Below are 21481 nucleotides of genomic sequence, written 5' to 3' on the forward strand. Positions count from 1 at the left end.
CCCGCAGCAACCGCCCCCGATCCCCAGCCGCCAAGTCCCGCCACGAAGGAAAAACCCGCCGACCCCGCGCAACAGCCGCATCGACCTCCTCACCCGACGCAAGCCGAACCCGCTCGACGATCTCCTCGGTAGCCGGATTCACGACATCGAACTCGTCACCCATGTCCCCTCGATTTCCGCACACCGGCCGCAGAAGGCCGCACCCCGGACGCACTCACCTCAGCCACCGCCGCAACCACGCGACAACCTGGGCCACCGCGATCGCGTCCGAAGGCAGGTTTCGAGCCTGCGAGAAACCTGATCGCGCAGCGAGCCGCAAGGCGAGCCGGAGCGATGCAGCGATCGCCGCGTTTCTCGACGATGGAGGGCCGCCAGGCCCGAAGGAGGAGAGAAAGGCCATAATTACAGCCGTTCGAAGCCGCGGTACATCTCCCAGTCCGTGACCGCTCGGTCGTAGGCGTCCAGCTCCACGCGTGCGTAGTTGGTGTAGTGCTCGACGACCTCCTTTCCGAACGCGTCCAGGGCCAGGGAGCTGCGGCCCCAGTCGGCGGCGGCGTCGCGGAGGGTGCCCACGACGGTGCCGGCGTCGGTCGTGTAGGCGTTGCCCACGAAGGGCTCCTCCAGCGGCAGCTCGTTCTCGATGCCGTGCAGCCCGGACGCGATCATCGCGGCGACGGCCAGGTACGGGTTGACGTCGCCGCCCGGTACGCGGTTCTCGATGCGCAGGCCGGGCCCGTGCCCGACGAGCCGCAGCGCGCAGGTCCGGTTGTCGACGCCCCACTTGATCGCGGTCGGGGCGAACGAGCCGGCCGCGTAGCGCTTGTAGGAGTTGATGTTGGGCGCGTACAGCAGGGTGAAGTCGCGCAGGCACGCCTGCTGGCCCGCGATGAAGTGCTCCCCGAGAGAGGAGAGCCCGTTCGGCCCGGACCCGGCCAGGACCGGCGTCCCGTCCAGGGCGCGCAGGGACAGGTGGACGTGGCAGGAGTTGCCCTCCCGCTCGTTCGGCTTGGCCATGAACGTGATCGACATGCCCTCCTGGGCGGCGATCTCCTTGGCCCCTGTCTTGTAGAGGACGTGGTTGTCGCACGTCCGCAGCGCCTCGTCGAAGCGGAACGCGATCTCGTGCTGGCCGAGGTTGCATTCCCCCTTGGCCGACTCCACGTACATGCCGGCGCCGGTCATGCCGTTGCGGATCCGGCGCAGCAGTGGTTCGACGCGGGCGCCCCCGAGCAGCGAGTAGTCCACGTTGTACTGGTTGGCCGGGGTGAGGTTCCGGTACGCCTTGTTCCAGGCGTCCTCGTAGGAGTCCTTGTAGACGACGAACTCCAGTTCCGTCCCGACGTAGGCGCCCCAGCCCCGCTCGGCGAGCCTGGCGAGCTGGCGCCGCAGGATCTGCCGGGGCGAGGGCGCCACGTCGAGGCCCTCTTCGGAGACGATGTCCGCGTGGACGAGCGCCGCGCCCTCCTGCCAGGGGATCCGGCGGAGCGTGCCGAGGTCGGGACGCATCACGAAGTCGCCGTAGCCGGTGTCCCAGGACGACATGTCGTAGCCGTCCACCGTGTTCATGTCGACGTCCACGGCCAGCAGGTAGTTGCAGCCGTCCGAGCCGTGCCCGGCGACCTCCTCCAGGAAGAAGCGGGACGAGAGCCGCTTGCCCTGGAGGCGGCCCTGCATGTCGGTGATGGCGACGATCACGGTGTCGATCCGGCCCGCCGCCGCGTCCTCGCGCAGCTCGTCGAGGGTGAGCGATGTGGTCACGCGCGCTCTCCTAACCGAAGGCTCCTAGCCGAGCGACTGGAGTTCCTTCTCGATGGCGGCCAGTTCCGCGGCGCTGCCCTGCACCTTGGGGCCCTTGAACCACTTGCGGGCCGACAGCACCCACCACAGCCCGGCGCCGCCGAGGACGACCAGGATCGCGACCGGCGAGTAGTTGAACGAGTCCTTGGTGATCGGGTTCGCGGGCGGCAGCATGAAGACGACCGACACGAACAGGACCCAGACGACGGCCAGTGTCCCGATGGGTCTGCTCCAGCGGCCGAGGTTCCACGGCCCGGCCTTGAAGTCGTCGCCCTGCCGCAGCCGCAGGAACGTCGGGATCACGTAGGCGATGTAGAGGCCGATGACCGCGACGGACGTGACGGCCAGGTAGGCGGTGAGGTTCCAGATCGCGGGCAGCGCCAGGACGAAGGCGCCCCCGGCGGCCAGCCAGATCGCGTTGGTGGGCGTGCGGCTGCGCTTGTTGATGCGGTGCCAGAAGGACGAGAACGGCAGCGCCCCGTCCCGCGAGAACGCGTAGATCATCCGGGAGTTGGCCGTCACCGACGACATCCCGCAGAAGAACTGCGCGCCGAACGACACGAGGATCAGCAGCTTGCCGGTCGTGTCGCCGGTCGCCGCGATGAAGACCTCGGCCGGTCCGCCCTCGACGGCCTTGCCGTAGTCCTGGATGGCGAACGTCACGCCGAGCAGCAGGATCCAGCCGGCCACGACCGAGATCAGCACCGAGTTCACGATGCCGCGCGGCCCGGACCGCGCCGCGTCGTGCGTCTCCTCCGTCATGTGGGCGGACGCGTCGTACCCGGTGAGCGTGTACTGCGACAGCAGCAGGCCGATCAGCGCCGCGTAGAACCCGTACTGCCAGCCGGTCTCGTTCACGAACTCGGTGAACACGAACCCGGCCGACTGGTGGTGGGACGGCTTGAGCGCCAGCACCCCGACGACGATCGCGACGCCGGCGACGTGCCACCACACGCTGACGCTGCTCAGCAGCGACACGATCTTGACGCCGAACTGGTTCAGGAGCGCGTGCACGACCAGCAGGATCGCGAACAGCGTGAAGGTGTGGCCGAGCGACACGTCGAACCCGAACTGCAGGTCGAGCAGGGGGTTCAGGAACGCGGCGGAGCCGTAGACGATCGCCGCCGTCACGGCGACCTGGCCGATGAAGTTGAACCAGCCCGTGAACCACGACCAGGCGGGGCCGTTCCTCCTGGCCAGCTTGGCGGACCAGTAGTACAGGCCGCCCGCGGTCGGGTAGCTGGAGCAGACCTCGGCCATCGCGAGCGCGACGAGCAGCGTCATGGCGCCGACGCCGAGCCAGCCCCACGTGATGACGACGGGTCCGCCGCCCTTGAGGCCGATCGTGTAGGACGTCAGGCAGCCGCTCAGCACCGAGATGATGGTGAACGAGACCGCGAAGTTGGAGAAACCGGACATGGACCGGCTGAGCTCCTGGGCGTAGCCCAGCTCGTGCAGCCGTTTCTCGTCGTCGGACATGGGGTCGGGGCCGGCGGAAGCCTTGTGCTCGTCGAGGCTCACGAGCACCTCCTCGTCCAGGGGGGGTGGTGCCGCCCTTAATGGGCTAACAACAGACCATTAAGGTTTGGGACGGCGCTCCCGTCAAGACCCAGAATGCGACGAAACCCACCTGTAACGTGGAACTTTCCAGTCCCCCCGCGGCCCGAAGGACGGTCATGCCCGAGCCGGACCCGGTTCTGCCCGACCTCGCCGCGAACGCGGTGTTCCGTCCCGTCCGGACCGGCAACGCCTTCGAGGAGACCGTCGAGCGGCTCCTCCAGGCGATCAAGCTCGGCGTCGTCGACCGCGGCGAGCGGCTCCCGCCCGAACGCGAGCTGGCGCCGCTGCTCGGCGTCAGCCGGGTCACCCTGCGCGAGGCGATCCGGGCCGTCCAGCAGGAGGGGTACGTCGAGTCCCGCCGGGGGCGGTTCGGCGGGACGTTCGTCACCTACCGGCGCCCGAAGCCCCGCCAGGCCGACCTCAAGCGCGCCCTGGCCCAGATGGGCGATGACCTGAACGACACACTGACGTTCCGCATGGCCGTGGAGACGGGCGCCGCCCAGATACTCGCGACGACCCCCCTCCCCGAGGCGCAGCGCGACCTGCTGCGCACCCGGCTGGCCGAGCTGGACGCCGCCGGCCCGGACGCCTACCGCCGCCTCGACACCCTCTTCCACCTGACGATCGCCGAGATGACCGGGTCGGCGCTGCTGTCGGCGGCCTGCGCGGACGCCCGGATGCGGGTGACCGACCTGCTCAACGCCATCCCCGTCCTCGGCCCGAACATCGAGCACGCGTCCTTCCAGCACGCCGCGATCGTCGGCGCCGTCCTCGCCGGCGACCCGGAGGCCGCGCGCCGCGCCGTCGCCGAGCACCTGGAGGGCACGGCCGCCCTCCTGCGCGGGTTCCTCGGTTAGTTTCGCCCACCTGTTCGAACGATGTGCACTAGGTTCGTGTCATGTCACGGACGGGAACGGATGGGGAGCCGAGTGTCACTCGGTACACCTACCGTCTCCGGCTGTCCGGCCGTGCTGAGCCGGCTTTGTTGCGGGAGTGGGATCGGTGCCGCTGGGTGTGGAACCAGTGTGTGGTGGAGTCCCGCGCCGCCTACCGTGCGGGGGAGGAGATCGAGCCGTCGTCGGTGCGGGTGTACCGCGACAGCCTCGGCCACTGGTACGCCTCCTTCGTCGTCCCTTCCCAAGTTGAGCCGCTGCCCGCCACCGGTAGGGCGGTCGGGGCGGACTGGGGCGTCAAGGAACTGGCCACCACCAGCAACGACGCCCACGACCTCCCGCACCCGCAGCACGGCAGGAAGGCGGCCGCCCAGCTGGCCCGGTATCAGCGGCAGATGGCCCGCCGCCGTACCCCGAAAGGCTCGCCTGGGTCCAAGGGGTACCGCGATGCGCGGAGGCGGGCCGCCAAGGCCCACGGACAGGTTGCCCGGCGACGCCAGGACGACGCCCGCAAATGGGCCAAGAAACTCGTCCGCCGCGACGTCCGGCTGGTGCACCCCGCGCACACCACCATGGACTGCGGGCATTGCGGAGCGAGAGCCAAGCACGCGCTGCCGCTGTCGGAACGCACTTACACCTGCACCGCGTGCGGAGCCGTCTCACCCAGGGACAAGAACTCCGCGCGTGTGATGCTGCTCCGGGCGGGTCTGAACCCGGACGGTGCCGATGGCGTAAGACCTTCTGTTCCCGCCGGGTCAGAAGGCGGCCTGAGCCGTGAATCCCCGCACGTCTCATGGCGGGAGGGATCCCAACGTTCTCTCCCTTCAGAGAGGGGAGAGGTCAAGTACTCTGAGTTGACCGCTGGAGATCGCCGGGCACGCACGGGCACGATGGAGGAGCACGACGCATGGTCTACTACCTGGCTGGGGCGTTGATCCTCTTCCTCGGCCTGCTGGTGTCGATCGCGCTGCACGAACTCGGGCACTTCTCGTTCGCCAAGCTCTTCAGAGTGCGGACGCCCCAGTTCATGGTCGGTTTCGGGCCGACGATGTGGTCACGGCACAAGGGCGAGACCGAGTACGGCGTCAAGTGGATCCCGCTCGGCGGCTACATCCGCATGATCGGGATGCTGCCGCCGCGCAAGGGCGACGCGCCAGGCCAGGTCCGGTCGATCCGTTCCGGCCCGTGGCAGGGGCTCATCGACTCGGCGCGCGGCGCGGCGCTGGAGGAGGTCCGGCCGGGCGACGAGGACCGCGTCTTCTACTCCAAGAAGTGGTGGCAGAAGCTGCTGATCATGTCCGGCGGGCCGGTGATGAACCTGCTCCTGGCCGTGCTGTTCTTCGCGATCCTGCTGATGGGCATCGGCACGCCGCAGGCGCAGCCGGTGATCAAGGAGGTCGCCCAGTGCATGGTGCCCGCGAGCGCCAAGGTCACCACGTGCCCGGCGAACGCGGCGCCGACGCCCGCCGAGCAGGTCAAGCTCCAGGCCGGTGACCGGATCGTGGCCTTCGACGGCAAGAAGATCGGCGACTACGAGCAGCTGCAGAAGCTGATCCGCGGGGAGGGCGGGCACACCGTCCCGATGACCGTCCGGCGGGACGGCGCGGACGTGCGGCTGAACGTCCCGATCACCCGCAACCAGATGTACGACCTGGACGACCAGGACAAGGTCGTCACCGTCGGCTTCCTCGGCATCACGCCCACCAGCGCGATCGAACGCCAGGGCCCGGGCGCGGTCGTCAGCACGATGGGCGACCTGACCTCCCGCACCGTGGGCGCGCTGCTGCGGATGCCGCAGAAGATGGTCGGCGTCTGGAACGCGGCGTTCGGCGGTGAGGAGCGCGACCCGAACGGCCCGATCGGCGTCGTCGGCGTCAGCCGGATCGGCGGCGAGGTCGCCGCGTCCGACGACTTCACCGGGACGCAGAAGGTCTCCTTCTTCGTGATGCTGCTCGGCTCGCTGAACCTCGCGGTCGGGCTGTTCAACCTCGTCCCGCTGCTGCCGCTGGACGGCGGGCACATCGCCGGCGCCCTGCTGGAGGCGGTCAAGAAGCTGTTCGCCCGGATGTTCCGCCGCCCCGACCCCGGCTATGTGGACGTCGCCAAGGCGCTGCCGGTGACATACGTGATGGCGGTCGTCCTGATCGTCATGGGCGGGCTGCTCATCTACGCCGACCTGTTCAACCCCATCCGCGTCACGGGTTAGCGGGGCTCATGGGAGGTCGGGCATGTCGCCCGTCTTCAGGAAGCCGTTCAGCGCGGCCAGGTAGGGCGCGATCTCCAGGCCCTGCCCCGCCAGCCACGCGTCCGACCCGTAGGTGCCCCGGTACCGTTCCCCGCCGTCGCAGATCAGCGTGACGACGCTGCCGCGCTCGCCGCGCGCCCGCATCCGCGCGATCAGCTCCGCCGCGCCCCACATGTTGGTGCCGGTGGAGCCGCCGACGTCCCGGCCGCTGACCTCGTGCGTCCAGCGCATCGCCGCGACGGACGCCGCGTCCGGCACCTGGATCATCCGGTCGATCACCGTCGGCAGGAAGGACGGCTCGACCCGCGGCCGGCCGATGCCCTCGATGCGGGAGCCGGCCGCCGTCCGCTCCGGGTCGCCGTCGGCGAACGAGCCGTGGAACGCCGAGCCCTCCGGGTCGACGACCGCGAGCCGCGTCTGGAACATGCGGTAGCGGGCGTACCGGCCGATCGTCGCGGACGTCCCGCCGGTGCCCGCGCCCACCACGACCCAGGACGGCTCCGGGAACCGCTCCAGCCGCATCTGCTCGAAGATCGACTCGGCGATGTTGTTGTTGCCGCGCCAGTCCGTGGCCCGTTCGGCATAGGTGAACTGGTCCATGAAATGGCCGTTGCACGCCGCCGCGAGCCGCCGCGACTCGTCGTAGATCGAGGACGGGTCGTCCACCAGGTGGCTGCGGCCCCCGTAGAACTCGATCAGCTGGATCTTCTCCGGGCTGGTGGAGGCGGGCATGACCGCGGTGAACGGCAGGCCGAGCAGCCGCGCGAAGTACGCCTCCGACACCGCCGTCGACCCGCTGGACGCCTCGATGATCGTGCTGTCCCGGCGGATCCAGCCGTTCGCCAGCCCGTACAGGAACAGCGACCGCGCCAGCCGGTGCTTCAGCGACCCGGTCGGGTGGACGGACTCGTCCTTCAGGTACAGGTCGATGCCCCACTCCGGCGGCAGCGGGAACACGTGCAGGTGCGTGTCGGCGCTGCGGTTGGCGTCGGCGTCGACCAGCCGGATCGCCTCGGCGATCCACGCCCGGTCCCCGGGATCGCAGCGGTCCACGATGCGGCTCACGGCGGTTTTCTCCTCGGGTCGTCGTCGATCGGCCGGGTCCCACGATATCCGCGCACGTCACCGTGCATCATGGAGGCAGCGGGGGGCAGATGATCGAGATGTTCGACGAGCGCATCGTGGCGACCGGGCGGCTGCCGCTGTTCGGTTTCTTCGTCGCGTTCATGATCACGTTCGTGCTGACGCGGGTGAACGTCCGGCTGATCCGCGCGAACGTGCGCTGGTGGTTCCGGAACGTGACGGCCGGCGACCTGCACATCCACCACGTCGTGTTCGGCGTGGTGCTGATGCTGCTGGGCGGTGTCGCGGCTCTCGCCGTCCCGGAGGCCTACGTCGGCCTCAACGTGGCGGCGGCCGTCGTGTTCGGCATGGGCTCCGCCCTCGTGCTGGACGAGTTCGCGCTGATCCTGCACCTCAGCGACGTCTACTGGACGGAGAAGGGCCGCGCGTCCCTGGACGCCGTGTTCGTCGCCATCGCGGTGACCGGGCTGCTCCTGCTCGGCATCCGCCCGCTCGGCTACGAGGGCATCGCGCCCGACCCGGGCACCGGCATCCTGACGCGCGTCTATGTCGCGTCCCTCGTCGTCAACCTCGTCTTCGCCGTGATCACGCTCCTCAAGGGCAAGATCTGGACGGGCCTCATCGGCCTGTTCGTGCCCGCCCTGCTGATCATCGGCGCGGTCCGGGTGGCGCGGCCCGGCTCGCCCTGGTCGCGCTGGCGCTACGACCCGGAGTCGCGCCGCTACCAGCGGGCCGTCCGGCGGGAGAGGAGGCTCCGCCGGCCGCTCATCCAGGCCAAGATCTGGGTGCAGGAGTTCATCGCGGGACGGCACGACCTCATCCCGCCGGAGCTGCTGCAGCGCCGCAACGAGGCCGCCGAGCGCGCCCGCCGCCGCAAGCTGGCGCGGGCCGAGCGCCGCGCCGCCGCCCGCGCCGACCGCAGGGCCGAACGCGGGTGGGAACGCCGGGCCGAGCGCAGGGCCGCGCGCCGCGCGTCGGCCCGGGCCGAACGGGAGTCCGCCGCCCGCGAGGAACGCAATGCCGCGGCCCGCGCCCATCGCGACGCCGCGGCGCGTGCGCGCCGCCGTACCCTGGCCCGCGTCCGCGGCGGGACCGGTTCCCGCATCCGCAACCGCGCCGCGTCGCTGCGCCGGGCCCGCCGGATGGAGCAGGAGGAGGAACCGCCGCCCGGCTCCGACCGCAGCCGGGCCGCTAGTCCATGACGGGGGCCACGGCCCGGACGGTGTCGATCGTGTCGGCCTCGGCGGCGGACTTGTCGGGCCGGTACCGCAGGACCCGCGCGAACCGCAGCGCGATGCCGCCCGGGTAGCGGGGGCTGTGCTGGACGCCGTCGAACGCGATCTCCACGACCAGCTCGGGGCGGACGTGCACGACCCAGTCGCCCTCCCGCACGGCCAGCTCGCGGAGCTTCTTCGTCTGCCAGGCCAGCAGCTCGTCGGTGAGGCCCTTGAACGTCTTGCCGAGCATGACGAACCCGCCGGTCTCGGGGTCGCGGGCGCCGAGGTGCAGGTTGGACAGCAGCCCCTGGCGGCGGCCGTGCCCCCACTCGACGGCGAGGACGACGAGGTCGAGGGTGTGCCGCGGCTTGACCTTGATCCACCCGGCGCCGCGCCGCCCGGCCGTGTACGGGCTGTCGAGCGACTTGACCACCACGCCTTCGTGCCCGCGCGCGACGGCCTCGTCGAACACCTCCTTGGCGCGCTCGGGATCGCCGGTCACCACCCGCGGCATCCGCAGCACCTCCGGCACGACCCGCGCCAGCGCCGCGTTCCGCTCGGCCCCGGGAGCGTCCAGCAGGTCGCCGCCCCGACCGGTGCCGGCGGGATTCCCTGGGGCGGCGTGCTCCTGGACGCCGTCCGCAGAGCCTTCGGCCGGGCTGGTGGCGGCCGGGCGCTTTGAGTCGGAGTTGCCCGCGGTTGGCGCGCCTTGAGCGGGGCTCGCGGAGGCAGAGCCATCGGGAGGGTCTTCTTCCAGGTACAGGACGTCGAAGAGGAAGACGCTCAGCGGGACCGGCTCGGTGTTCTTCGCGGTGCGCGTCGCGGTGCGGGCCGCGGTCACCTGGAACGCGTGGGGGCGTCCGTCCGGCCGGAGGGCGATCAGCTCGCCGTCGAACACGGCCGCGCGGACGGGCAGCCCCCGCACCGCCTCGACGACCTCGGGCAGCCGGGAGGTGATCTCGTCGAGCGTGCGGGTGAACACCCGGACCTCGCCCTCGGACACGTGCACCTGCGCGCGGATGCCGTCGAGCTTCCATTCGACGGCCGCCTCCGCCTTGAGCTTGCCGAACGCTGCGTCGGTGGACGGCGCCGACGCCGCGAGCATCGGCTTGACGGGGCGCCCGACCTCGAGGGTGAACCGGCGCAGCCCGTCGACGCCCTCCGCGAGTGCCGCGGTGGCGACGGGGCCGAGCGAACCACGCAGCATGAACGCGCGCCGCACCTCCGCGGACGGCACCCCGGCCGCCGCCGCGATCGCCTCCGCCATCACCCCGTCGAGCGCGCCCTGGCGCAGTTCGCCCGCCAGCAGCCTGATGAGGAAGCCCTGCTCGGCATGGGTGGCGCGCCCCATCAGCGCCGCGACCAGCTCGCGCCGCCGCGCGACCGAGCCCGCCCCGGAGACGGCGCCGATCTCGGTGAACGCCGCGTCGACCTCCGGAACGGTCAGCGACGGCTCGGCGGCCGGCGGCGGGACGTCCCGGAGCGAGGCGTACCCGACCCCGATCTGCCGCTGCGGCAGCTCACCGGACAGGTAGGCGACCACGGTCGCGGCCTCGCCCGGTTCCGCCGCGCGCAGGCAATCCGCGAGTGCGGACACCTTGGCCTTGCGGCCCGGCGTGCCCGCCACCGCCTCCGACGTCCGCGCGATCTCCGCTATCAGCACACCCTCATTGTGTCCACGCGGTCTGACAATAGGCACCGCCCGGGGGCCTGGTCAGGGAGGGCGGGCCTGACTTACGTTGGCCTGAGGACGGGACCGAGACGGGGAGTGAGGAGCGGGCGTGGGTCTTCAGCGTCCGGTCGAGCCGTTCCACCGGCCGTACTCCCCGCCGGAGCCGCCGGCCCCGGCGCGCAGGCCGAAGCGGCTGCTCGCGCTGCTGGTGGCGGCCGCCGCGGTCGCCGCCGCGGTGGTGGCGGTGTTCCTGGTGGCGCCCGGTGAGCGCAACGGCGGTACGGACAAGGCGTCCGTGAGACCGCAGATGAGCATGTCGCCGTCGCAGCGGATCGTGACGGCGCTTCCGGCCGCGTGCGGGACGGTCTCGCCGCGGACCGTCGCCAGGAGCGTCCCGAAGGCGACGAGGCGGCAGAACGCGAACTCGACGCTCAGCACGTGCACCTACACCGCGACCGGCTCGGCGTACCGCTGGCTGCGGGTGGAGACGCACCTGTACGCGCCCGCCGACACGAGGACGCCGGTTCGCGACGCCGAGGGCTACTACGACGCCCAGTGGGCCGACGCGCACGATGCTCCGCTCGCCCGCACCATCACCCTGGAGCGTGCGCCGGGCATCGGGGACGAGGCATACCGCTGGTTCAGGGCCGACGAGGGCCGGCCTGCGGTGATCGGGCAGGTCACGGCCAGGACCCGCAACACGGTCCTGACCGTCAGCTACAGCGAGCGGGCGCCCGCCAAGGCCCGGCAGGACGCACGGGAGCGCGCCTGCCTCGACGCGGCCACCGCCGCCGCCCGCGAAGTGCTCACCGCGCTAAATCATTTCTGACCTGAATCGGCCGATCATGGCATATTCACTGTCAATAGCTTCTATGGTGTTCGGGGTAAAGGGGAGGGAGTGCGCCGATCGAGCTCCCGCGCCAGGCCTCATGATCGGCGCACTGGTAGTGCCTGGGGAGGAGGAGGTCGACGCCGTGACCATGCCATCGGTAGGAGTGTCCTGGGTGAGGTGACACCCAGGTCAGCAGCAGGAAACGGTCGACGGGCCGCGGAGTGGACCCCGCTCCGCGGCCCTTTCGCATACCGGCGCCAGGACCAACCGGCCCCAATTCCGAAGCATTTTCTAATAACCGCTTCGACGTCAAGATAAATGGCCGCGAAGTAGAACCGGTTACCGTTCCAGCAGCCCCGCGCGAACCCACACGTCACGCGCCCGCCCGTCCAGGAAACCGATCTCGTCGAAGAACGCGGTGCACTTGCGGAACGACCACGCCATCGTCGCGCGGCGGTGCGGGTCGCGCGCCGCGACGCGGCGCGCGAGCTTCGCCATCCGCCGCCGGACCGCGGGGATCTCGGCGACCAGCCGCTTCAACTCCTCCCGCGCGTACCTGATGTGCGCGCCTCCTCGATCACGCGGATCCGGGTGACCTGCCCGTTCTTCATTCTTCTGCCGACCGGCTGTCGGTGGGGGCGGCTATCCTGGCGACAGGCCGCGGACGGAAGGGCGTCGCATGGGTGCACAGCGTCATGGGAACGATGAGCCGATCATCCCCCAGCCGGAACTGACTCCTTCCGCTCTCCGCCAGGCGGTGGCGATCGTGGCGCCGTCACGGCTCGACGAGTTCCTTGACGACTTGGAGCGGGCCGTCGCGGAGGCCGTTGACCAGGGCAGCATCATCCCCATCCGCGTCTTCTACGTGACGTGGGCGGAGTTCGTGGAGATCGAGCGGCACCCGGAGACCGCTCGTCGTCTCCACGAGGCCGAACGGGCCATGGCGAGCTACGACGACGAGGTCCGGGATCGGGCCGTTCGAGAGATCAGCGACATCGCGCGCGCGGCCGGTCAAGCGGTCGCCGGTGAGTGACTGGACGTGGGTGACCGCGTCGGATGGCCTGCTGGACGGGCTGCCGTCCGAGGCGATCAAGGAACTCGACCTTCTTGCCAGTGAGCTGGCGGAACGAGACTCGATGCTCTTTCCTGACGGGCCGCAGCACACCGGCGACATCCCCGGACTCCGAAGACAACACCGGGGGCCGCTCATCATCACCTACCTCTCGGATGTGCGTGCCGAACGGATCGTCGTCGTTCGGATCGTTTGGCTCGCATGATCCGGGACGCTAGCCGCGGGCGGGGATCCTGGCCAGGAGGCGCAGGGAGGCGGGGGACACCCTGGACAGGGTGTGCAGGAGGTGGCCCTCGAAGTTGACGGGGACCACGGGCTTGTTCTTGATGATGGCGTGGACGACCCGCTCGGCGACCTTCTCCGGCGGGTAGTTGCGCAGCTTGATGGCCTTCTGGCCGCGGGTGCGCAGGCGTTCGGTGGTGGCGTCGTCGCCCTCGACGAAGGTCCCGTGGTCGACGAGGTCGGTGCTGACGAAGCCCGGGCAGACGGCGGTGACGCCGATGCGGGAGCCGGCCAGCTCGGCGCGCAGGCATTCGCTGAGCATGAGGACGGCGGCCTTCGTCGTGCAGTAGGCGGGCATCGCGCGCCACGGGGAGAACGCGGCGGCGGAGGCGATGTTCACGATGTGGCCGCCGAAGTTCGGCTTGTCGGGCTTGTTCGGAAGGGCGTTGACGCGGTCGCGCATCTGGCCGCCGAACAGGCGGCAGCCGTGGATGACGCCCCAGAGGTTCACGCCGAGGATGTTCTCCCAGTCCTCCACACCGGTGTCGAGGAAGGAGCCGGCGACCGCGATGCCCGCGTTGTTGACCACGATGTCCGGGACGCGGTGCGCCTCCTTCACCTCGGCGGCGAAGGTCTCCATCGCCGCCCGGTCGGCCACGTCCACCTGGTAGGCGGTGCCGCCCGCGCCGAGCGTCTTGGCGAGGGTGACGGTCCGCTCGGCGGCGGGCAGGTCGATGTCCGCCGCGACGACGCTCGCGCCGCTCTCGGCCAGCCGGAGGGCGATGGCCCGGCCGATGCCGTTGCCGGCTCCGGTGACGACGGCGAGCGCTCCATCGAAATGCGCGAGTGGCATCGGGACCTCCGAGGTGTGCGGACGAGGTGTGCGGATCGAGTGATCCAAACGTACTCAGCCCGTGGCGGCCTCGGTGATGACGGCGTCGACCTCGGCCTTGCGGTCGGCCTCCTCCGCGGCGAACCGCTCGGTGTCGAGCTTCTCGGCGATCTCCTCGTCCTGGTTCATAAGGGCGTCGAGGTCGGCCTTGGACATGTCGAGGACGCCCATGTCGTCGTAGGTCCGCTGGACGCGCTCGCTCCACAGCCCGATGTCCTTCACGCACGGGACGATGCGGCTGAACAGCAGGCTCTGGAACATCCGCATGTAGGGCGAGTTCTCGACCATCTCGTCGACCTCCGTGGGGTCGATCCCGAAGTTGGTCCAGATCTCCTTGCCGCGGATGCGGTCGCGCATCAGGTAGCAGCCCTCGATGACGAAGTCCTCGCGTTCGCGGAGCTCGGCGGGGGAGAGCTGCTTGTAGTAGTCGCGGAGGGCCAGCCGGCCGAACGCGACGTGGCGCGCCTCGTCCTGCATGACGTAGGCGAGGATCTGCTTGGGCAGCGGCTTGGTGGTGATGTCGCGGATGACGCCGAACGCGGCGAGCGCGAGGCCCTCGATGAGCACCTGCATGCCGAGGTAGGGCATGTCCCAGCGGGAGTCGGTGAGGGTCTCGTCCAGCAGGTCCTGGAGCTTGGTGTTGATCGGGTAGACCATTGCGACCTTCTCGTGCAGGAACCGCGTGAACAGCTCGACGTGGCGTGCCTCGTCCATGGTCTGGGTGGCGGAGTAGAACTTGGAGTCGAGGTCGGGCACCGACTCCACGATCCGGGCGGCGGTGACCATCGCGCCCTGCTCGCCGTGCACGAACTGGGAGAACTGCCAGGACGTGGAGTGCTGCCGCAGCTCGCCGCGCTCCCTCTCCGACAGCATGTCCCAGTACTTCGTCCCGTAGATGGCGAGGGACTGGTCGGGGACGCCGAGGACGTCGTGCGGGTCGACCTCAAGGTCCCAGTCGATTCGCTTGGTGGAGTCCCACTGCTTGTCCTTGCCCTTCTGGTAGAGGGCGAGGAGCCGGTCGCGGCCGTCGTCGTACTCCCAGGTGAACCTGGCGTCCCCGGCCATGGGGACGTTCCAGGTCTCGGCCGGGACGGAGTCGGTGTAGAGGTCATGGGTCGACATGGGCGCCCTCCCCGAAGCCACATACGTACGATGTACGTATCACGTACAGTGTACGTACCGTGTCATGGGACACTTATCGGTGTCAACGGCGGGAAGGGGCGCGATCGATGGCGAGGCGTGTGGCCTCCGACACCCCGCGTCCGGGCCTGACCCGTGCGCGCATCGTGCATGCGGCGGTCGCGCTGATCGAGCGGGAGGGCGCGAACGCGCTGTCCATGCGGCGCGTCGCAGGCGAACTGGACGTCGCCGTGATGTCGCTCTACAACCACGTCCCGAACAAGGGGGCGCTGCTAGAGGGCGTCGCCGAGCATGTCGTCGCGGGCCTGGAACTGGAGGACGACCCGTCCGAGCCGTGGCAGGAACGTGCGCGCGCCCTCGTCCGGGCGTTCCGGAAGGTCGCCCACGACAACCCGCGCTGCATGTCGATCGTCCTCACCCACGAGGTCGACACCCCGGTGGGGCTGCGCCCGGCCGAACGCGCCCTGGCGCTCGCGGACGCGGCCGGCTTCGACGGCGAGACGGCCGTGCGCATCATGCGGGCCCTCATCGCCTACGCGCTCGGCGCGCAGATGCGCGAGCTCGGCCTGACGAAGATGCTCGGCCACATCGCCGAGACGGGCGCCGAGTCGTGGACGCGCCTCGACCCCGACGAGTTCCCGCACGTGATCGCCTACGGCCCGGCGCTGGTCGACGTCGACCCCGAGACCGACTTCGAGTTCGGCCTCGACCTGCTCATCGGGGCGCTGGACGCCCTTCCCCGCCGGGCGCCAGATAGGGGCTGAGGCCCCGCCAGCAGAAGTCGGTCATGTAGCGGGCCGTGTCCTCGGCCGACAGCTCGGGACGGCTCGTCTGCCACAGCGCCATCCGCTCGCTCGCGCCCATGATGATCTGCGTGTACGCCTCGATCGTCGCGGCGGGCGCGGACGGCGCGAACGTGGCGAGCACCCCGGCGATCAGGGTGCTCTGCTGCCGCCGGGTCTCCTCGATGGCGGTGACCGCGTCCGGGCCCGCGGCCATCGGCTCGCGCAGCAGCATGGCGAAGGAGTCGCCGTGCTCGTCGATGAACCGGAAGTAGGCGACCATCCCGCGCCACAGGATGTCCTCGGGGGCGGTCGCGCCCGCCATCGCCTTCTGGGTGACGTCGAGCAGCTCGGCCTTGGAGCGGCTCACGCACGCGGCGAGCAGCCCGTCCTTGGAGCCGAAGTACTCGTAGATCATCGGCTTGGAGACCCCGCACCGCTCGGCGACCTCGTCCATGGAGGTGGCCTGGTAGCCGCGCTCGCCGAACACCCGCTCGGCCACGTCCAGCATCTGCCGCTCGCGCTCGGCCCGCGACATCCGGCGGCGGCGGGGCGGGGGCTGGGGTGTGGCGCCACTCACAGGAGAATCCCTCCATTGGACCTACCGTCAGTAACCTACTGCGGGTAACTTACTCCCAGTAGATTACTCGAGAGGAGGGGTCATGAGCGAGCGAGCCCCGGCCATCGTCATCATCGGCTCCGGCTTCGCCGGCCTCGGCATGGCGATCCGGCTCAAGCAGCAGGGCTTCCACGACTTCGTCGTGCTGGAGAAGAGCGAGGCGCTCGGCGGGACGTGGCACGACAACACCTATCCCGGCTGCGCCTGCGACGTCCCCTCGCACATGTACTCCTTCTCCTTCGAGCTGAATCACGGCTGGACGCGGATGTTCGCGCCGCAGCCCGAGATCCGCTCCTACATGGAGCGCACCGCCGACAAGTACCGGGTGCGCGAGCACATCCGGTTCGGCGCGGCCGTCGACTCCATGGAGTACGACGACGGCGCGCGCCGCTGGAACGTCACGCTCGCCGACGGGTCGGTCCTGACCCCGAAGGCCATCGTGTCCGGCATCGGCGCGCTGCACGTCCCGTCCTTCCCGGACCTGCCGGGCATCGAGCGGTTCCAGGGAACGGCGTTCCACTCCGCCGAGTGGGACCACTCCTACGACCTCGCCGGCAAACGCGTCGCCGTGGTCGGGACGGGTGCGTCCGCGATCCAGTTCGTGCCCCAGGTCGCGAAGAAGGCCGATGACCTCGTCGTCTTCCAGCGGACGCCGCCGTGGATCCAGCCCAAGCCGGACCTCCCCATCCCGGCGCCCGTCCGCAAGGCGTTCGAGAAGGTGCCGGGTGCCGCGCGCGCGTTCCGCGGCGGCATCTACTGGACGCTGGAGGCCCGCGCCGTCGGCTTCACCATCGACCCGCGCCTGTCCGGCCTGCAGGAGCGCATCGCCCGCCGCCACATCGAGCAGCAGGTCGCCGACCCGGAGCTGCGCGCCAAGGTGACGCCGGACTACACGATCGGCTGCAAGCGGATCCTGCTGTCCAACGACTACTACCCGGCGCTCGGCCGGCCCGACGTGCACGTCGAGACGTCCGGCATCGCCGAGGTGCGGGAGAACTCCGTCGTCACCGCGGACGGGCGCGAGTACGAGGTCGACTGCATCATCTACGGCACCGGCTTCAAGGTGACCGACGCCCTCGCCGAGCTGCGCGTCACCGGCCGGAACGGCCGCAAGCTCCAGGAGATCTGGGCCGACGGCATCGAGGCGCACCGCGGCACCACGATCCCCGGCATGCCGAACTTCTTCATGCTGCTCGGCCCGAACACCGGCCTCGGCCACAACTCCGTCGTCTTCATGATCGAGGTGCAGATCCAGCACGTGCTGAACTGCCTGCGCCTCATGCAGGACGCCGGCGCCGGCACGATCGAGCCGAAGCCGGAGGCGTCCCGCCGCTTCAACGACCGCATGCAGCGGCGGCTGCGCCGCGCCGTGTGGAACGAGGGCGGCTGCAACAGCTGGTACCTGGACGACCAGGGCGTCAACCGCACCCTCTGGCCGGGCCACACGTTCGAGTTCTGGGCGGGCTCCCGCAAGGCGCGGCCGGAGGAGTTCGTCCTCGGCCCGTGAGGTGCTAAGCAAGAGGCATGGTGAAACCGCTGATGCCGAGATCGGTCGCCCGCTTCAACAAGGTCGTCACGAACCGGGTGCAGGGCGTCTACGCGCCGTTCCTGCCCCCGTTCGCGATGATCGTCCACAAGGGGCGCCGGTCGGGCCGCGAGTACCGGACGCCGGTGACCGCGTTCCGCAGCGGCGGCCGGCTCATCGTGGGCCTGCCCTACGGCCGGGACGCCGACTGGGTCCGCAACCTGCTCGCCGAGGGGCACGGCGGCGTGGAGCGCCTCGGCCGCGTCCGCCGCATCGAGAACCCCCAGGTGCTGACCGCCGCCGACACCGCCGAACTCCCGGCCTGGACCCGCCAGGCCGCACGCCACATGGACATCCTCGTCGCGGACGTCGTCACGCCCGGACGTAGCGGCTGAGGTCCCACAGCCGGACGGACCGGTCGCGCCCCGCGGTCGCCAAGACCGTCCCGCCGGCGTTCACGGCGAGGCCCGTGACGGGCCCCTCGTGCCCGGTCAGCGTGGCGATGCACGCGGTCTCGGGCCGGTCGTGGGTCGCGGCCAGCACGTTCCACACCCGCACGGTGCCGTCGTCGGACGCCGTCACCGCGATCCGGTCGCGCAGCCCGAACGCGACCTGGTTGATGTCACCGGTGTGGCCGTCCAGCCTCGCCACGGGGCCTTCGCCCTGCCGGGCCGTCCACAGCAGCAGCGTCCCGCCGTCGGCGGTGGCGAGATGCCTGTCCCAGGCGAACGCCTGCGCGGGGCGCGGGTCGGAGTGTCCCCGCAGCGTGGCGAGGAGGGGGCTGCGAAAGCGCCGCGCCGGGTCCCACAGCTGCGGCTGCCCGCCGAACCCCCAGGTGAGCAGGCGGGAGCCGGTCCAGGAGAAGACCAGGTTCCACGGGGCCTCGCGGTGCCCGACGAGGATGTTGCGGCGCTCCATGAGCCCGGTGTCCCAGAGTTCGACCTGGTGCTCGGCCGTGCCGGGCACGCGGGCCGCGATCGCGAGGTAGCGGGCGTCCGGGGAGAACGCCATCTCGCCGGTCTCGTGCTCCTCCTCGCCGCCGTCCAGCTGCCTGCTCGCCCCGTCGACCTCGTGGATCTGCACGCCGGCCCGCTCGCTGGACCTGACCGCCACCATCGCGGCGCCCGGACGGCCCATCGTCGCGGACGGCGGCCGCCAGCCGACGGCGGCGTGCACGAAGCGGCCGGACGTGCTGACGATGTCCCGCGTCCCCGCACCGGGCCGGGTGATCGAGAACGCGGCGCCGTCCCCGGCGACGAGGCTCCCGTCCGGCAGGAAGACGACGTGCGCGTCGTCCTCGCCGCCGGCCGGGCGGTCGACGGTGTGGCGGAGGCCGCCGGTGTCGACGTCCCAGAGCCAGGCCGCCGGGAGCCCGTGCCCGCCGGGCAGCGCGGTGGCGAGCGTGCGCCCGTCCGGGGCGAACGCCAGCGACTCGGCCGGGCACGGCAGGTCGGTCAGCGACGGGGGGCCGGGAACCGGGGCGAGCACGGCCGTGCCGTCCGCCGGAGGCGGAGCCGAAGCCCGGCCCGGAGGCGGTGCGGGCGGCGGTGCCGGCGGCGGGAGGACGACCGGGCCGCCGGTGTGCGCCGCCGTGGCCAGCAGTGCCGCGGCCTCCTCGCCGCTCATGCGGCGGGCCGGGTCCTTGCGCAGCAGCCCGTCCAGGACGGGACGCAGCGGCCCCGCGTCGACGGGCGGCGCGGGCTCCTCGGTGAGCAGCGCGGACAGGATCGAGACCGCGGTCGGCCCGGTGAACGGCGGACGCCCCTCGACCGCCGCGTAAAGGGTGGCGCCCAGCGACCACAGGTCGCTTGCGGCGGACGCGGTCCCCGACCGCGCCTGCTCCGGCGCCATGTACGAAGGGGTGCCCAGGATGGCGCCGGATGCCGTCAGCGCGGTCAGGCCGGCCGCGGCCGCGATGCCGAAGTCGGTGAGGATGACGCGGTCGCCGTCCAGCAGCACGTTGGCGGGCTTCACGTCCCGATGGACGACCCCGGCGGCGTGCGCCGCGCGGAGCCCGGCCAGCATCGAGGCCCCGATCTCCGCCACCCGCGGCGGCGGCAGCGCACGGTCGCGCAGCACGTCGGAGAGCGCGCGGCCCGGAACGAACTCCATGACGATCCACGGCCGCCCGTCGTGCGTGACGACGTCGTACACGGTGATGACGGACGGATGCCGCAGCCGGGCCGCCGAGCGCGCCTCGCGCATCGTGCGCGCGAACCAGGGCGCGTCCCCTTCACCGCCGGTCGTGCCGGGCGGCGTCAGGACCTCCTTGACGGCCACCTCGCGGTCGAGGAGGTCGTCGTGGGCCCGCCAGACCGCGCCCATGCCGCCGCGTCCGACCACGTCGATCAGCCGGTACCGGCCCGCCATCGCGTCGTCGTCGGGCATGGGGCGGGGTGCGTCACTTGTCGGTGGCGAACATGGGGCGGAAGCCCGCGAGGAGCTGGCGGATCACCGGGCGCTGCTCGGCCGGGGTGCGGCCGCGCAGGTCGTGGATCGGGTCGAGGCCGTCGTAGTACGGGGCCAGCGCGAGGAACGGCAGGATCATCATCAGCCAGGTGGCGAGGACCTCGAGGTCGGCGTCCTCGCGGATGTCGCCCTGCGCCTTCCACAGCTGCAGCGTCGGGTGGATGACCAGCAGGTAGTGCTGGTTGGCGGTGTCGCGGACGACGGACCGGACGCTGTTGTCGAGCTCGAAGTTCGTGGCCGCCGTGACGCCGCGCTCCAGCGGGTGGTCGGCCATGTACTCGGTCCAGTCGCACAGGACGTCGAACAGCCACTCGTCGAAGGACTGGTCGAAGTCGACGCGCTCGATGCGCCGCTCCATCTCCTCGCGGATGCGCCGGGACGCCTCGTCGCACACGAACGCGAAGAACTCCAGCTTGTCGCTGAAGTACTGGAACAGCGAGCCCTTGGCGATGCCGGCCTCGCGGGCGATGGTGTTCAGGCTGCCCGTCGAGTATCCGTGCTCCCCGAACTCGCGCATCGCCACTTCGAGCACGCGCTCGCGCTTGGCGACGTTGAGGCGGAACCAGGTCGACGTCGGCATGGACCCCTTCGACTTTCCGTCATGAGCCGGTAACCAGAAGGTCAGGATAACGGTCCGTCGCAACCCGCACGACCCGAAACGTCACCTGTGTTCCTGCGATCCGTCGAGGAAGGGGAGTGTGAACTCGGCGGACGCGAAGTCGCCGCCCTGCGGAACGCCCGCGCGGGCGAAGGTGTCCGGGATGCCGTAGGAGGCGGCGTCGTCGCGCGGTTCGTAGCCGAGCCGCGCGTCCAGCTCCCAGAAGCGGCGCGCGTTGGCGGACACCGCGTAGGCGGCCAGGAAGCCCGGGGACGGAACGGTCAGGGCCGCGCGCACGAACCCGGCGCAGTCGCGGTGGCTCAGCCAGGTGGCGAGGTGGCGCGGCTCGGTGGGGTGCAGTTCGAGGCTGCCGATGCGCAGGCACACCACGTCCAGCCCGAACTTGTCGGCGTAGAGGCGGCCGAGGGCCTCGACGGCGACCTTGCTGACCCCGTACAGGCCGTCCGGGCGCGGCGGCATCGCGGGCGACACGGTCTCGGTGGACGGGTAGCAGCCGGTCAGCCGGTTGCTGCTGGCGAGGACGACGCGCGGGACGCCGGTGACGCGCGCCGCCTCCAGGACGCGCTGCGTCCCGAGGATGTTGCCCTCCACCAGGTCGGGGAACGGCGCCTCGTCCGGCACGCCGGCCAGGTGGACGATCGCGTCGGCGCCTTCGACGATCCGTGCGGCGTCCGCGAGGTCCGTGCGGTGGACGACCTCGTTCGGCGCTTCGACGTGCAGGGGCGCGACGTCGGCGAGCACCAGCCGTTCCGCCTCGTCGCGCAGCGGCGTGCGGAGTGCGGTGCCGACCCGCCCGGCGGCACCGGTCAGCATGATCGTCCCGAGGGCCATGGGCGCAAGTC

General features: G+C 71.0%; 22 protein-coding genes. 10 read left to right on the plus strand and 12 right to left on the minus strand.

The genetic code is table 11. The annotated features are described in order from the left end of the window. From E1293_RS21795 to E1293_RS21805, 3 genes are all read right to left on the minus strand, one after another. Window positions 1-163, minus strand: a 163-nt coding sequence (locus E1293_RS21795; RefSeq protein WP_132199295.1) for an aldehyde dehydrogenase family protein, incomplete at its 3' end; no start/stop codon positions are given. A 239-nt stretch (window positions 164-402) separates the two neighbouring features. Next, window positions 403-1758 (minus strand): glutamine synthetase family protein, encoded by a 1356-nt coding sequence (locus tag E1293_RS21800; protein ID WP_243716376.1) that lies wholly within the window; start codon window positions 1756-1758, stop codon window positions 403-405. Between the two features lie 24 nt (window positions 1759-1782). Continuing rightward, window positions 1783-3318 (minus strand): amino acid permease, encoded by a 1536-nt coding sequence (locus E1293_RS21805; protein WP_207939005.1) that lies wholly within the window; start codon window positions 3316-3318, stop codon window positions 1783-1785. A 155-nt stretch (window positions 3319-3473) separates the two neighbouring features. Between E1293_RS21805 and E1293_RS21810 the strand changes: the two genes are divergently transcribed. From E1293_RS21810 to E1293_RS21820, 3 genes are all read left to right on the plus strand, one after another. Continuing rightward, on the plus strand, window positions 3474-4214 hold the full coding sequence (locus tag E1293_RS21810; protein WP_132199296.1) for a FadR/GntR family transcriptional regulator: 741 nt from the start codon (window positions 3474-3476) through the stop codon (window positions 4212-4214). 170 nt (window positions 4215-4384) lie between these two features. Next, complete coding sequence (locus E1293_RS21815; protein WP_243716377.1) at window positions 4385-5185, plus strand: transposase; 801 nt, start codon at window positions 4385-4387, stop codon at window positions 5183-5185. After that, the gene (locus tag E1293_RS21820) at window positions 5158-6456 is read left to right on the plus strand and encodes a M50 family metallopeptidase (RefSeq protein ID WP_132199297.1); all 1299 of its coding nucleotides are present in this window, start codon (window positions 5158-5160) and stop codon (window positions 6454-6456) included. Before E1293_RS21815 ends, E1293_RS21820 begins: the two co-directional genes overlap by 28 nt. 6 nt (window positions 6457-6462) lie before the next feature. Here the strand turns inward: E1293_RS21820 and cds1 are convergent, their stop codons facing one another. Next, window positions 6463-7560, minus strand: coding sequence for an L-cysteine desulfhydrase Cds1 (gene cds1 / locus E1293_RS21825; RefSeq protein ID WP_243716379.1), 1098 nt, complete (start codon window positions 7558-7560; stop codon window positions 6463-6465). Window positions 7561-7649: 89 nt separating this feature from the next. Between cds1 and E1293_RS21830 the strand changes: the two genes are divergently transcribed. After that, window positions 7650-8780: a hypothetical protein gene (locus tag E1293_RS21830; RefSeq protein ID WP_341770204.1), complete on the plus strand. Its 1131-nt coding sequence runs from the start codon at window positions 7650-7652 to the stop codon at window positions 8778-8780. Here E1293_RS21830 and E1293_RS21835 read toward each other — a convergent pair. Further along, a complete protein-coding gene (locus E1293_RS21835) occupies window positions 8770-10458 on the minus strand; it encodes an ATP-dependent DNA ligase (protein ID WP_132199298.1) in 1689 nt (562 codons plus the stop codon). The genes E1293_RS21830 and E1293_RS21835 overlap by 11 nt on opposite strands. Before the next feature lie 118 nt (window positions 10459-10576). Between E1293_RS21835 and E1293_RS21840 the strand changes: the two genes are divergently transcribed. Further along, window positions 10577-11296 (plus strand): hypothetical protein, encoded by a 720-nt coding sequence (locus tag E1293_RS21840; RefSeq protein WP_132199299.1) that lies wholly within the window; start codon window positions 10577-10579, stop codon window positions 11294-11296. Window positions 11297-11638: 342 nt separating this feature from the next. On the opposite strand, the gene E1293_RS21845 is transcribed toward E1293_RS21840, so the two are convergent. Next, window positions 11639-11839, minus strand: coding sequence for a diiron oxygenase (locus tag E1293_RS21845; protein ID WP_243716380.1), 201 nt, complete (start codon window positions 11837-11839; stop codon window positions 11639-11641). A 139-nt stretch (window positions 11840-11978) separates the two neighbouring features. On the opposite strand from E1293_RS21845, the gene E1293_RS21850 reads away from it, so the two are divergent. Together E1293_RS21850 and E1293_RS21855 are read left to right on the plus strand one after the other, a co-directional pair. After that, window positions 11979-12332, plus strand: coding sequence for a hypothetical protein (locus E1293_RS21850; RefSeq protein ID WP_132199300.1), 354 nt, complete (start codon window positions 11979-11981; stop codon window positions 12330-12332). Next, window positions 12325-12576, plus strand: a complete 252-nt coding sequence (locus tag E1293_RS21855; RefSeq protein ID WP_132199301.1) for a hypothetical protein — start codon at window positions 12325-12327, stop codon at window positions 12574-12576. The genes E1293_RS21850 and E1293_RS21855 overlap by 8 nt, the downstream gene beginning before the upstream one ends. Window positions 12577-12585: 9 nt before the next feature. Here E1293_RS21855 and E1293_RS21860 read toward each other — a convergent pair whose 3' ends face one another. Next, window positions 12586-13446: an SDR family NAD(P)-dependent oxidoreductase gene (locus E1293_RS21860; protein ID WP_132199302.1), complete on the minus strand. Its 861-nt coding sequence runs from the start codon at window positions 13444-13446 to the stop codon at window positions 12586-12588. 54 nt (window positions 13447-13500) lie between these two features. Further along, window positions 13501-14607: a ferritin-like domain-containing protein gene (locus E1293_RS21865; protein WP_132199303.1), complete on the minus strand. Its 1107-nt coding sequence runs from the start codon at window positions 14605-14607 to the stop codon at window positions 13501-13503. A gap of 107 nt (window positions 14608-14714) precedes the next feature. Between E1293_RS21865 and E1293_RS21870 the strand changes: the two genes are divergently transcribed. Beyond that, window positions 14715-15389 carry a TetR/AcrR family transcriptional regulator gene (locus E1293_RS21870; protein WP_132199304.1) on the plus strand — a complete coding sequence of 225 codons (675 nt, stop codon included), beginning with the start codon at window positions 14715-14717 and terminating at the stop codon, window positions 15387-15389. Here the strand turns inward: E1293_RS21870 and E1293_RS21875 are convergent. Continuing rightward, entirely contained in the window at window positions 15340-15987 is a 648-nt protein-coding gene (locus tag E1293_RS21875; protein ID WP_243716382.1) for a TetR/AcrR family transcriptional regulator, read from the minus strand. The genes E1293_RS21870 and E1293_RS21875 overlap by 50 nt on opposite strands. 82 nt (window positions 15988-16069) lie before the next feature. On the opposite strand from E1293_RS21875, the gene E1293_RS21880 reads away from it, so the two are divergent. Both E1293_RS21880 and E1293_RS21885 read left to right on the plus strand, forming a co-directional pair. Further along, the gene (locus E1293_RS21880) at window positions 16070-17533 is read left to right on the plus strand and encodes a flavin-containing monooxygenase (RefSeq protein WP_132199305.1); all 1464 of its coding nucleotides are present in this window, start codon (window positions 16070-16072) and stop codon (window positions 17531-17533) included. A gap of 32 nt (window positions 17534-17565) precedes the next feature. Continuing rightward, window positions 17566-17946 carry a nitroreductase family deazaflavin-dependent oxidoreductase gene (locus E1293_RS21885; protein WP_165978340.1) on the plus strand — a complete coding sequence of 127 codons (381 nt, stop codon included), beginning with the start codon at window positions 17566-17568 and terminating at the stop codon, window positions 17944-17946. Here E1293_RS21885 and E1293_RS21890 read toward each other — a convergent pair. The 3 genes from E1293_RS21890 to E1293_RS21900 form a co-directional block, all read right to left on the minus strand. Then, on the minus strand, window positions 17924-19939 hold the full coding sequence (locus E1293_RS21890; RefSeq protein ID WP_132199307.1) for a WD40 repeat domain-containing serine/threonine protein kinase: 2016 nt from the start codon (window positions 19937-19939) through the stop codon (window positions 17924-17926). The genes E1293_RS21885 and E1293_RS21890 overlap by 23 nt on opposite strands. A gap of 13 nt (window positions 19940-19952) precedes the next feature. Next, window positions 19953-20600, minus strand: a complete 648-nt coding sequence (locus E1293_RS21895; RefSeq protein WP_132199308.1) for a TetR/AcrR family transcriptional regulator — start codon at window positions 20598-20600, stop codon at window positions 19953-19955. 81 nt (window positions 20601-20681) lie between these two features. After that, window positions 20682-21470 (minus strand): NAD-dependent epimerase/dehydratase family protein, encoded by a 789-nt coding sequence (locus tag E1293_RS21900; RefSeq protein ID WP_207939006.1) that lies wholly within the window; start codon window positions 21468-21470, stop codon window positions 20682-20684. Window positions 21471-21481: the final 11 nt, after the last annotated feature.

It is taken from the genome of Actinomadura darangshiensis (assembly GCF_004349235.1).
In the GTDB taxonomy this organism is placed as follows: Bacteria; Actinomycetota; Actinomycetes; order Streptosporangiales; family Streptosporangiaceae; genus Spirillospora; species Spirillospora darangshiensis.

What these genes read in the sequence shown, in the direction of transcription:
- E1293_RS21810 (WP_132199296.1), top strand. Translation starts at nt 3,474, where the DNA reads ATGCCCGAGCCGGACCCGGTTCTGCCCGACCTCGCCGCGAACGCGGTG.
- E1293_RS21820 (WP_132199297.1), top strand. Translation starts at nt 5,158, where the DNA reads ATGGTCTACTACCTGGCTGGGGCGTTGATCCTCTTCCTCGGCCTGCTG.
- E1293_RS21895 (WP_132199308.1), bottom strand. Translation starts at nt 20,600, where the DNA reads ATGCCGACGTCGACCTGGTTCCGCCTCAACGTCGCCAAGCGCGAGCGC.
- E1293_RS21890 (WP_132199307.1), bottom strand. Translation starts at nt 19,939, where the DNA reads ATGCCCGACGACGACGCGATGGCGGGCCGGTACCGGCTGATCGACGTG.
- E1293_RS21860 (WP_132199302.1), bottom strand. Translation starts at nt 13,446, where the DNA reads ATGCCACTCGCGCATTTCGATGGAGCGCTCGCCGTCGTCACCGGAGCC.
- E1293_RS21900 (WP_207939006.1), bottom strand. Translation starts at nt 21,470, where the DNA reads ATGGCCCTCGGGACGATCATGCTGACCGGTGCCGCCGGGCGGGTCGGC.
- E1293_RS21885 (WP_165978340.1), top strand. Translation starts at nt 17,566, where the DNA reads ATGCCGAGATCGGTCGCCCGCTTCAACAAGGTCGTCACGAACCGGGTG.
- E1293_RS21865 (WP_132199303.1), bottom strand. Translation starts at nt 14,607, where the DNA reads ATGTCGACCCATGACCTCTACACCGACTCCGTCCCGGCCGAGACCTGG.
- E1293_RS21830 (WP_341770204.1), top strand. Translation starts at nt 7,650, where the DNA reads ATGATCGAGATGTTCGACGAGCGCATCGTGGCGACCGGGCGGCTGCCG.
- E1293_RS21880 (WP_132199305.1), top strand. Translation starts at nt 16,070, where the DNA reads ATGAGCGAGCGAGCCCCGGCCATCGTCATCATCGGCTCCGGCTTCGCC.
- E1293_RS21870 (WP_132199304.1), top strand. Translation starts at nt 14,715, where the DNA reads ATGGCGAGGCGTGTGGCCTCCGACACCCCGCGTCCGGGCCTGACCCGT.
- E1293_RS21850 (WP_132199300.1), top strand. Translation starts at nt 11,979, where the DNA reads ATGGGTGCACAGCGTCATGGGAACGATGAGCCGATCATCCCCCAGCCG.